General features: G+C 28.1%; 6 protein-coding genes. All 6 read right to left on the bottom strand.

Annotation, left to right across the window (positions count from 1 at the left end; translation table 11 throughout):
• Window positions 1-8 precede the first annotated feature (8 nt).
• Window positions 9-6,854: a non-ribosomal peptide synthetase gene (locus Q0F58_RS06535; RefSeq protein ID WP_294373962.1), complete on the bottom strand. Its 6,846-nt coding sequence runs from the start codon at window positions 6,852-6,854 to the stop codon at window positions 9-11.
• Window positions 6,847-7,590, bottom strand: a complete 744-nt coding sequence (locus tag Q0F58_RS06530) for a thioesterase II family protein (protein WP_294373959.1) — start codon at window positions 7,588-7,590, stop codon at window positions 6,847-6,849. Before Q0F58_RS06530 ends, Q0F58_RS06535 begins: the two co-directional genes overlap by 8 nt.
• Before the next feature lie 28 nt (window positions 7,591-7,618).
• Window positions 7,619-8,845, bottom strand: a complete 1,227-nt coding sequence (gene ccrA / locus Q0F58_RS06525; RefSeq protein ID WP_294373956.1) for a crotonyl-CoA carboxylase/reductase — start codon at window positions 8,843-8,845, stop codon at window positions 7,619-7,621.
• 81 nt (window positions 8,846-8,926) lie between these two features.
• Entirely contained in the window at window positions 8,927-9,964 is a 1,038-nt protein-coding gene (locus Q0F58_RS06520) for an ABC transporter permease (protein ID WP_294373954.1), read from the bottom strand.
• Window positions 9,957-11,057 (bottom strand): ABC transporter permease, encoded by a 1,101-nt coding sequence (locus tag Q0F58_RS06515; protein WP_294373950.1) that lies wholly within the window; start codon window positions 11,055-11,057, stop codon window positions 9,957-9,959. Before Q0F58_RS06515 ends, Q0F58_RS06520 begins: the two co-directional genes overlap by 8 nt.
• A gap of 1 nt (window position 11,058) precedes the next feature.
• Window positions 11,059-11,994, bottom strand: coding sequence for an ABC transporter ATP-binding protein (locus Q0F58_RS06510; RefSeq protein WP_294373948.1), 936 nt, complete (start codon window positions 11,992-11,994; stop codon window positions 11,059-11,061).
• Between the last annotated feature and the right edge of the window lie 507 nt (window positions 11,995-12,501).

Here is a 12,501-nt window from a genome sequence, read left to right as displayed (position 1 = left end):
CCTTAATTTTAACCTAGCATTTCAAAATTGAAGAATTCAGAAATATTCTGTTCTTCCCTTCCAAAATCCATCAATTTTTTATCTGGATAGCTTACACATTCCTTTAAAACTTCTCCAAAATATTTCATAAATTCACTTAAATTTTCCTTATTTAAATATCCTTCTCTTGCCTCAAATACAAAATTGAATTCATCATCTTCTTTTTCAATCCATACGCCTAAATTATATATACTTGTATCTTTATAATATTCATGTGCTTTAAATACTACTCCATCCAAGACTGTATCATTTTTATCTTTATTCAGATAATTAAATATAATATGGAAAGGAAGCCTTGAAAGTTCATGTCTTAAACCTGTTTTTTCTACAATAGTCTGAAAACTCAAGCTTTGATTATTCAATACACTATTTAAAGCATTTCTTGTACCCTTAAGCACCTCGTTAAAATTCATTTCTTCATCTACATTCAGCCTTACAGGCAATGTATTGGCAAAAAGTCCAATCATATTTTCTGTGCCTTTAATATTTCTATTGTCTAAAACAGTTCCAAATATTAAATCATTCTTTTTAGTAAGCTTATAAAGAAAGCTGAAAAATACTGCTGATAATCCTCCATATAAAGTGCAGTCTGCTTTCCTGCATAAGTTCTGCAACAATGATATATAATTATTTTCTATTTTCTCTTGTGCAGTTACAGACTTGAACTTTCGCCAGTCTGCTTTTTGAGAATATGGAATTTCTAAATATTCAGGATTTCCGTTTAAATTTTCTCTCCAATAATCAATTTCCGATTGAATTCTGCTTTCACTATTGATTTTTTCTTTCCATAATACATAATCTAAAAAGTCTATTTTTTCTTCCTGTTCCTTTTGTTTTCCACTTATATAATCTTTATAATTTTTTATCATTTCATCAAAAAATATGATAAATGACTGGTCATCTGAAATGATATGATGTATAGCCACTATAACTCTGTATTTTTCATATCCATATTTAACTATTTTTACTCTGCATAGAGAAGAGCCGCTTTCAAGATCAAATACATAATTTTTTATTTCTTCTTCTTCTTCATAAAGACTTTTAATATCTTCTGCTTCAATATAAGCTATAGGAATTTCCAAGTTTTCATCAATTATTTGATATAGCATATTCTCTTCCAATATTATCTTTGCTTTTAGCATTATTTGCTCATTTGAAATATCTTGTATGCTCTTTTTTAATATATCAATATCTACATTTCCTTCAATATCCATATAAGCAAGAAGAGAATATCTGGAGTCTGTACTTCCTTTTTCTTCTATAAATACATTCCTTTGTATATTTGATAATCTACACTTTGAAACAGACATCTTTTTTATTTCATTTTCTGCTAAATCTTCTGATGAATTTTTTTTCAGTTCATCTATATATGCTGCAATAGATTTAATAGATGAATCCTGTAATATTACGCTTAATGGTATATTACATTTAAACCTGTTATTTAAACTTTTTAACAATTTAATTGAATCTAACGAATCTCCTCCAAGTTCAAATAAAGTACTTTCCATGTCAACAATGTCTGATTCCAGTAACTCTGAATATATTTCCTTTAATATTCCTTCTGTCTTTTCAGAAGAAATTTTTGATTTATCTTTCTTACTTTCAAATTTGATCATATTTAAAAGTTTATTGGAATCTATTTTCCCAGTAGCCGCAGTAGGAATTGAATCTATCCGAATTATGTATTTAGGAATCATATATATTGGCAGTTTTTCTCCCAGCCATTTCTTCAATTCTCTTATGTCTATTTCATTGTCTGACATATAAAATGCTGCAAGCTTGTTTTCTTTTCCCTTAGTCTGAAGTATTATCACTCTGTTTATTCCATTATATCCAAGAATATTCTTTTCAATATCTTCTAATTCTATTCTCTTTCCATTTATTTTTATCTGGCTGTCTTTTCTTCCTAAAATTTCAATGCATCCATTGTCAAGATATCTTCCTATGTCTCCAGTTCTATACATTTTTTTATTAAACTTTTTACTGAACACATATTTGTTTTTACCTATATCTTCATTGTTTATATAACCATTAGTTATTCCAACACCAGCATTTACTATTTCTCCAGTGACACCAAATGGTACTTGATTTTCCCTATTATCTAATAAATATATCTGATTATTAGCTATAGGATATCCGTAATGTATTTCTTCATCCTTAATCTTATATATATTACTCCACATGGTTGTTTCTGTAGGGCCACCTATGTTATATATCTGTACATTAGGTGCGGCTTTACGTATTCTTCCTGGAAGTCCTTCACTCATTGCTTCTCCTCCAAGAAATACATTTCTTAAACTTGGAAGCTTAACTTCTGTTCCTTCAATATAATTCAATAGCATTTCAAATGTTACAGGAACTGATATCCATATTGAAACCTTATATTTATTTATAAGTTCTATCCAATGAGATGGATCCTTCCAATTCATACTGTTCAATACTATTACTTCAGCTCCAATACAGAATGTTCCAAGTATGTCATACATGGACATATCATGATTATGACTAGAAATAGAAATTATTTTATCATTATCATCTGCATTCATTATTTCAGTTGTATAGTAAATACAATTTAAAATTCCCCTTTGTGGTACCATTACCCCTTTAGGTTTTCCTGTAGTTCCAGAAGTATATATTATAGCCATAATATCATCCATATCAGTTTTGGCAAAACTTACTTTTCTTTCTGAGAACTCATATTTTTCATCATCATATAAAATTTCAACATTTTTTAATCCATCCAGTTTATTTCTCATGGAACTTTCAGAAAGAATTATTCTGCTTTCTGAATTTTCAATACAATACTTAACTCTTTCAGCAGGTGCTTCTGTTGAAATTGGAACATATACAGCCCCGCACATAATTACAGCAAAAATGGACGCAACCTGTTCAACACCTTTTTCAATTAAAATCGCTACCTTATCATTTTTCTGTATATTCAGTGAAACAAGCTTTCTTGCTATATTTTTGCCTTTTTCCAAAAACTCTCCATATGTATAACGTTTATTTAACGAAGAAACTGCAATTTTATCTTTATACTTATCAAATGCTTCCTCATACAATTGCTGAATGGTCTTATCTGGCAATTCTTTAAAATTAGTATTTATTTTATCTATTATGTCTTTTTGATATTGAGGAATTAAATCATAGTATTCCTTAAGCCAGTTCTCTTTGCTCTGGCTCAGTTCATCAGCAATATTTTTAAATGCACAGACCATATCTTCTATTAAATTTTCATCAATAAGTCCTTTTACAGTATCAAAATTGAAATGAAGTTCATCATTATATTCACTTACAATTACATCAAGCCATACCTGGCAAGTCTGCGACTGTGCAATAGTTTTATAAATAATATTGTCAGCATGTTCTTCCATATCTAAAAGGCTTGTAAAAACTATAGGAATTGTTGGTGCTATTATTCCTTCACTTTTCCATAATTCCTTTAATATTTCTGTACCTTCTAAAGAATTATGTGCAAGATTGCTCCAGAATCTTTTCTGATTAATTTTCACTTCTTCAATAAAATTAAATTCTTCACTTTTATCAACTTCCAGATATGTAAAAGTGGAACATTCTCCTATTACATTCTTTAGCTGTTCATCAACAAATTCTCTATTGAAGTTAGGAATGTTTATGAAAAACTTTTCATTATTGGTCCATCTTTCTAACACTTTTGAAAAAATTGTAACCAACACCAAAAAAGGAGTAACTTCAAAACTTTTTGCATTGTCTTTTATACTTTCCCACTGTTCTTTTGTAATACTTGTTTTGAATTGTTTTATTTCTGGATTTTTTATTGATAATGGATCAGTCTTTAAAGTAATTTCTGGAACAAAGGATGTATTTTTAAACTTATCAATCCAATAATTTTTATCTTCTTCATACTTCTCACTATCTACATTATTCATCTTATGAAGAATATAATCTCTATATTGAATTTTAATCTCTTCCAATTCTTCATTAGGATTTATATAATAATGAAGCATTTCTTTTAATAATAAATTCTGACTCCATCCATCCAGCATCATACAATCAAAATGACAATGCATTATAGCCCTTTCTTTAAATCTTGTAACTCTTATATCAAATAAAGGCGGCTTATCAATTGGAAGTTTCTCATTTTTCATTTCATATCTTATTTTTTCAAGATGATCGTTTAATTTTTCCTCATCTTCTATTTCATATTCCTTTATTTTATAATAATCAACCTTTTCTAATACAACCTGATATTTATCAGTTATAACAATTCGTAAAGCATCCTGTCTTTCAATAACCTTATTTACAGCATATTCAAGTTTTTTATGATTATAATCTTTGAACTCATATTCTTCATAATCATGAGTAGAACAGTTTCCCAGTTCAAAATCATCGCCTCTACCTACAATATAAGCTCTTTGAATATTAGTAAGAGGAAATGGTTTAAATCTGTTTTGTTCATCACTTATTATTTGTTTCTTTTCATTACTTCTTTTCTTAGTTTTTTCAATTTTACTTTCTACTACTCTTGAAAGTTCCTCTATAGAGTTATTATTTAAAAAATCTATAAGCTTAACATCTATCTTGTATTTATTATTTATCTTATCTAATATCTTTACTGCTATAATAGAGTGGCCGCCTAAAGCAAATAAACTTTCATTTATTCCAACCTCATCTACTTCCAATTCTTCCTTCCATATATTTATAAGCTGTTTCTGTATTTCTGTATTCCCAGCTTTTATAGAAAATTTAGAATCTACTATTTTTAATGCTTCCTTCCTGCTTACCTTACCTGTAGCCGAAAAAGGAAGTTCTTTGACACTTATAAAAATATCTGGTATTTTATATCTTATAAGTCTTTCTTTTAAAAATTCCTTGAGCTTAATATCATCGATTTCTCTATTTTTAACTACAAGTGCACATAAAAATTTATTTTCATTATCTTGTTTTAAAACAACGCAGCAGCTTTCTATGCTTTCATTTCCTTCAAGAACTTTTTCTATCTCTTCAAGTTCTATTCTATGTCCTCTTATTTTTACCTGAGTATCTATTCTTCCAAAAAACTCTAAAGTTCCATCATCAAGATATCTTCCTAAATCTCCTGTTTTATACATATTCTTGTCTGGGAAAAATGGACACTTCTTAAACCTTTTTTCAGTTTCATTTTTATTATTTATATATCCCCTTGCAACAGAATCGCCTGCTATGTATATTTCTCCAATTGTTCCTATAGGCAGAAGTTTCTCATTTTCATCTAAAATTAATATTTTCTGATTATAACTTGGCTGTCCTATAGGAATATTTTTATATTTTCTATCTATAAATTCCATAGTAGTTATTACAGTTGTTTCAGTAGGTCCATAAGCGTTTACTATTTTATATTTTTTATCCTTCCAATATTTAAGCTTGTCTCCTTCACTTATCATATGTCTTAAGCTGTCTATATTATAATCAAGAAGCTTTTCTACAATAAATGCTGGAAGATATGTTATTGTTATATGATTTTTATTAATAAATTCTGCAAGATTATCAAGATTATATTTTTCACTTTCTTTTACTACATATATGGCTGCTCCCACCATTAATGTAGGAAGCATTTCCCAAACAGATATATCAAATGAAAAATTTGAATAGGCTGTTATTCGATCTTCTTTAGATATGTTTAATTTATCTATCTGCCAAAAACAAAAATTTTTAATATTTCTGTTTTCAATCATTACTCCTTTAGGATTTCCAGTTGTTCCTGAGGTATATACTATGTATGCAAGATCATTTTCTTTTATTTCCACATTGAGATTTTCATCAGATTTTAAATCAATTTCATCTTTATAACATATATATTCTTTTTCTTTTATTTGACACTCTGCATATTCATCAATGCATATTATTTTTTCAATTTCTTTTAATTCACTTTTCAGCTGCTGTGCCATCTCTAATTTTTCTTTCTTTATAATAAGCACTTTTGCCTTAGAATTTTGAAGAATATATTTTATCTGCTCATATGGATATGTTATATCAACAGGTATATATGCACCTCCGCTTTTCATAATACCTAATACTGATATGTACCTTTCAATACAGTTTTCAACTATTACTGCAACTTTGTCTTCAGCTATTATTCCAAAATCTTCATATAATAATCTTCCTATTTTATTGGCTCTTTTATTAAGATTTTCATAAGTTATTTTTTTACCACTTTCAAATACTGCTGTTCTTTTAGAAAATTTTTCTGCACTATCTTCTATTATTTTGTAGATCAATCGCTTATCACTTATAGGCCTGTCTGTATCATTAAATGAATATATCTTTTTTTTATCATCTTCTTCACATAAACATATATCCCTAAAATCATTCGCTTCATTTTTAGATAATTCATTTATAATTCTTTTATAAATTTTTTCAAATGCTTTTATAGATGAATTATTGTAAATTTGATCATTATTAAAAAGAAGTTCCATTTCAACTTCTGAATTTCTTAACTGAGCAAAACATATTACAGATGACTTTTCAGCTGATGCATCTATTTCACTATTATATAGAAATGAAATCATTTCACTTTCATCTTCCATTTCTTCATTCTGCCATGCATAAATCATATCTTTGTTTCTCAAAAGCCATTCATGTATTGTCATTTCATTATTAAATTCATATTTAATATTTTTTTTACTGGCACCATCTTTTAAATATACATAGAACTCATTATTTTTATTTAAAACAGATATACAGTGTACATATATACCAAAAATTATAGTCTTCATATCTACATCATTATCAGATATTATTTTTTTTAAATTCTCTAGATATCTATCCTTTATAATAAATTTCAATCTATTATTCATTATTTTTCCCCTTATCTATCATTTTTGAAATAATATCACATATTTCTTTTTCATGTTCTCGAATAAAAAAATGATTTCCTTCAAAATAGGTTATATTAAAATCATCTGTACATCTTTCAAGTTTTTCTGTTTCTTTAATATCTACCTGAGTATCATTTTTACTTCCAAACGCTCTTATGCTGCATTTTAATTTTTCTTCATTGGGAATGTAATTTTCAACAAGTTTATAATCATTTTTTATAATTGGCAGATAGTATTCTTGAAATTCTTTATTTTCTGCCAGTTCTCTTTCTGTTCCACCACTATTTATTAAAAATTCAATAAAATCATTCTTTTCTAATTTATGAATTATCATATCTGACTTCTTTATGTTAAGTCCTGTTGCAGACATAAAAAGATACTCTGGCAGTATTCCTTCCTTTTTCTCTATGAATTTAGCTAATTCATAAGCAATTATTCCTCCCATACTATGTCCAAATATACAGAATTTTTTATCCAATTTATGTTTTATTCCTTCATATATCTCTGGTATAAGAATGCCTATATCATCAATTAGTAATTCCTGCATTCTATTTTCTCTTCCTGGCAATTGTATAGGACATATTTCTATGTTTTTTCCAAAATATTTCGGCCATCTTATATACATTGTTGCGCCAGCCCCAGCATAAGGCAGACAGAATACTCTCATTTCAGCATCAGGAAGTTCATTTTTTACTCTTAACCATTTATTATTCATAATTCACCCCACTATAAAAAACATCCATTTATATATGATGTCCACAAGCTGATTCTTTTTCAGCACCTATTAAAATAGCAATTTTTCCACTTTCAATTTTGTTTTCATACATCTTCTGATGAGCTTTATCTACATCTTCAAAGCTGTAAACTTTTTTCACTGGAATTTCAAGTGATTTCTCTTCTATGAGATTCAGGTATTCTCTCACTTCATTTGGACACAAAGCATGACTTCCTTGAAGTCTTTTTATTCCAAGCCATAAATGCCTTAAATCAAGAGAACCTGCATATCCTGTAGTTGCTCCACAAATAGTAACCATTCCTCTTTTATCACATAAAAACATTGATGTTGGAAGAGTATCTTTTCCTGGATGTTCTATTACTATCTTAGGATCCTTTTTTTCTCCAACTATATCCCATATTTCCTTTCTAAACTTAAGCACATTATGAAGCCATTTTTTATGTATCTTATCATCTTTATACATATCTTCATCAACAAGTCCCCAATGATTGTATTTAGTTCTATTAATACATCCTGCTGCTCCAAGATTCATACACTCCTGTGCTTTTTTTTCATTTGATACAACGGCTATAGGAATTCCCCCTAATGCTTTTGTCAATACTATCGCACTGCTTCCAATTCCTCCAGCACCGCCCCAGATAAGAACTACATCTCCCTTCTTAATACTATTTTCTTTAAAATGTGTAAGCATACTATATACAGTTCCACCTGTTGCAATACAGCAGGCTGCTTCTTCCCAATTTAGATTTTTAGGCTTCAACACACACTGATTACACTTTACTTTAGAATATTCAGCAAGTGACCCCCAATTACTTTCATATCCCCATATTCTAAAACTGTCTTCAATTCTTATATCTTCTTTTTCAAAATCATCACATTGATATCCTACACATATAACTTCGTCGCCGATTTTTACATTATGTACATTTTTACCAATTTTGCAGACTATACCACTTGATTCGCTTCCAGGAATAAAGAAATCAAGTTTTTCTCCATATTTTCTCTGCTCTCCTACAACATTTTTAGGTTTTCCAAGTGCTGCCCATACACCATTATAATTAATTCCTGCTGCCATATTTTTTACAATAATCTCATCATCAGCTGGATTAGGAATTTCTATCAATTCTTTTTTAAATGCATTAATAGGTTCTCCATACCTTTCCTTTCTAATAGTCCATGCATACATATACTTTGGAACTGTTATTTCCTGCTCATTTGTTTTATTTTTCAACATATTAATTTACACCCCATTTAAATTTTATTTATTGCATTATTTTTTATTTATATTTTACTCAAACCTTATTTATTGATTTTCCTACATAGATACCCCTGTTTTCTTTGTCTTCTGAACAGCAATTATGAAAAATATCGCTGATACTGCAAGAACTCCTGCCATATAAGGAATTGTATCTACAAGATTGCCCCCTGCCTGAAGTTTTTCTACTGACGCACTTATCCAACGTTGAGGAAAACAATTTCCTATAATCTGCATATACTTAGGCATAGATTGGAATGGGAAAAATGCTCCTGCCAAAATAGATGTAGGAAGTATTGCAAACACAGATATGCTCCAGACTGTTGTGTTATCATTTGAAAATGCTGAAAGCATAAGATATAATGCTGTTGCAAGAACACTTGTTACTAAAAGAACTATTAGAAACAAAAGTGAATTTTCCATTCCAAAATCAAACCTAAACAATTTAGCAGCAATAAAATATACTATTGTTGATATGAACGAATTAACCATAAACACAATTCCAACTCCTCCAAGATAAGAAGCTGTACCAATTCCGCTTAACAGTATTCTGTTCCTTATTCCGCTCTTTCTTTCTTCAATTAAAAGTCCTGCAAGAAGCATCCCTCCTGTAAGAATCTTAAAAATTATAACTCCAAGAGAATTTGTTACAGATACCTTCTTCTGCTTTGATTCATTTAATGTAACTTGTGTATCTGAATAATTATCTCCAGACTGCAATTCCATAACTTTATTTTCAATAAGATCAGATAACAGGCTGCTGAATTTAGAATCCCCTTTTGTTTTTACAATTGAAACTTTATCATCATCATCTATCACTACTGCTTCTTCGATATTTCCAGAAAGTATTTTCTTTTCAACCTCATCTTCTTTTACATCAATTAGTTTTATACCTTCAACATCAGAAAGCATTTCAACTATTGCTGTAGATACTCTGCTTTCACTATTTCCATTTACAACAGCAATATTGTGTTTTGTATTGTAAGACAAAAAGAAAGAAAAAATAAGAAGCATAAATATTGGTGATACTATCATTTCTTCAAAATATTCTTTATTTCTGAAAAACATCCTAATAGAATTTTTTAATACACTAAGCATTTTTTAATCCTCCTTTAAACTTCTTTGCATTTACTACAACACCACATGATATAAGTAGAATTATTGTTAACGCAACACATATTGCCAATGCTATAATAGAGTTGCTGTCAAAAATTCCTGTACACAATGAAATAAATGCTTTGTTTGTCCAATAAAGAGGACTTACTTTTATTACCCATGATACTATAGGGACTTCTTCCAGCATTGTAACTGGTGAAAAAGCTCCTCCTAAGAATCCTATAAATATAGCTGTCATCAAAACTGTATTATCAATCATAAGTTTATTCTTTATGGCAACTCCTGTAAGAATTCCAAAAGCAGAACTAAATATACATATAAATAATAAAATAAGTGCTATAAACAATGAATTTTTTCCCCAATCTACTTTTAATGCCAGTGTTGAAAAAATGTAAACTTCTACTATTTGAAGAATTCCTATTGTTACCCCAAGAAGAAGCTTGCTGAAAAGCATGCTTTGAATTTTAGCTTTTGATAGTGTTATTCTGTTTATAGTTCCTAATTCTCTTTCTTCAAAAACACTATGTGCTATTATCATAGCAATGTAAAGCATAATAAAACTTAACTCTGCAAATGTGAAATAACCATTTGAATCTATCGATTTTTCTTCCAATTCCACTGTATTAATTTGATTATTTGATAACTCTTCATAACTGTCATTTCCTATCATTTCATCAAATGCTTTTCTTATCACAGTTGCTTCAGTTTTTTCATTATATGGTGACCTATAGTATTCAAAATCATTTTTATTTATAGTTATTACTGAATAAGCTTCCTGCCTATTAACCGCTTTAACTGCATCATCATAAGAATTTGATTCTTCAAACACTATTTCATATTTTTCTTGTATATATGTTTTGAACTGTTCAAATTTATTTTTATTCTCTTCAGAATCATTCATTATATATAGAATTTTCCCATCAATATACTCTGATTTATCTGTATTACTCATATATGATTTTAATGCTACGCTCATTATTAAAATCAGAAACAATGGTACTAAAAACATAAAAATCACATTAGATTTATTCCTAAAAAAACTTTTCAATTCTTTTTTATACATATTAATAATCATTTTAGTCTCTTAACTCCTTTCCTGTAATCGAAAGAAATACAGATTCTAAATCAGGAGTTTCATTTTCTATATTTGCTATAGGTATTTCAAATTTTGTAACACTTAATATTATTTTATTTATGATTTCACTGGTATTTTTATAAGAACAGCTTAATTCTGAATTGGTAACTTTAAGATTTATAATTCCATCAATATTCTGAAGGGTATTTTTAAGTTCTTCTGCACAATCAATCTTTTTTGCAAAATTAAGTTTAAATATTTTTTGATTAGAAATTTTAGATTTGATCTCTTCTTTTGTTCCATCTGCTACTACTTTTCCATGGTCTATTATAATTATTTTATTACATACTTCTTCTACTTCCTCCATGTAGTGGCTTGTATATATTATAGTTATTCCTTTTTCTCTTAATTGATTTACATTTTCTAAAATATGATTTCTTGATTGAGGATCTATACCCACTGTGGGTTCATCCATTATTATCAATTTAGGTGAATGAGATATTGCACATGCAATATTCAGTCTTCTTTTCATCCCTCCTGAAAATTCTCCTGCTTTTTTCTTTCTCACATCTGTAAGCCCTACAAATTCTAAAGTTGAATCTACTCTTTTTTTCAGTTCATTCCCCTTAAAACCATACAATGAACAAAAAAATTCTATGTTTTCTTCAGCAGTAAGATCATTATAAATTGCTAAGTCTTGAGGTACTAATCCAATATTAGGACTCCATTCCTTTATTGAGGAATTATTCTCAAATTTTATGCTTCCTCCATCACAATTTAAAAGACCAGTAATTAAATTCATGGTAGTGCTTTTTCCAGCACCATTAGGCCCTAGCACACCATAAATATCACCTTTTTCTATGGAAAAATTAATTCCATTTACAGCTGTATTTTCTCCATACTTCTTGACTAAATTCTTAACTTCTAATATGTTCATATTTTCCTCCTAAATTTTTTACTTATGTATGAATTATGTTTTGGTATATTTTTTTAATGCTTAGTCATTTTGTTGATTGTCATTTTAAATTGATAATGATAATCAACGAATAACTGGCATAATTATATCATATAGAAAAATATGTGTAAATATTATTTTTTTTTGAAAAAATAACATTTTTCTTTATTATTTTTATATTTTTTCATAAAATGAGATATTTCTTTTTCTATTGATAATGATTATTGACTTTAGTTTTTCATTAAGTTATTATATATTTTGTTATAAATTTCTTTTTTATCCAAATTCATAATTTTTAATAGGAGTTGTTTATATGTTAAATCTAAAAACAATAAATAAAAATAATAAAAAAATAATTATACTATGTTTTTTTATTATTTTTATAATTACAACAATAATATTAATTGGCATTATTTCTACACAACCAAAAACAATATCTAAAGATTCATATACTATTTTGAAAAAAGAATCAAATATATCATCTATAAA

This window comes from uncultured Clostridium sp. (assembly GCF_934754915.1).
In the GTDB taxonomy this organism is placed as follows: Bacteria; Bacillota; Clostridia; order Clostridiales; family Clostridiaceae; genus Clostridium.
The sequence above is the reverse complement of the archived record's forward strand: the minus strand, read 5'-3'. Positions and strand labels throughout refer to the sequence as shown.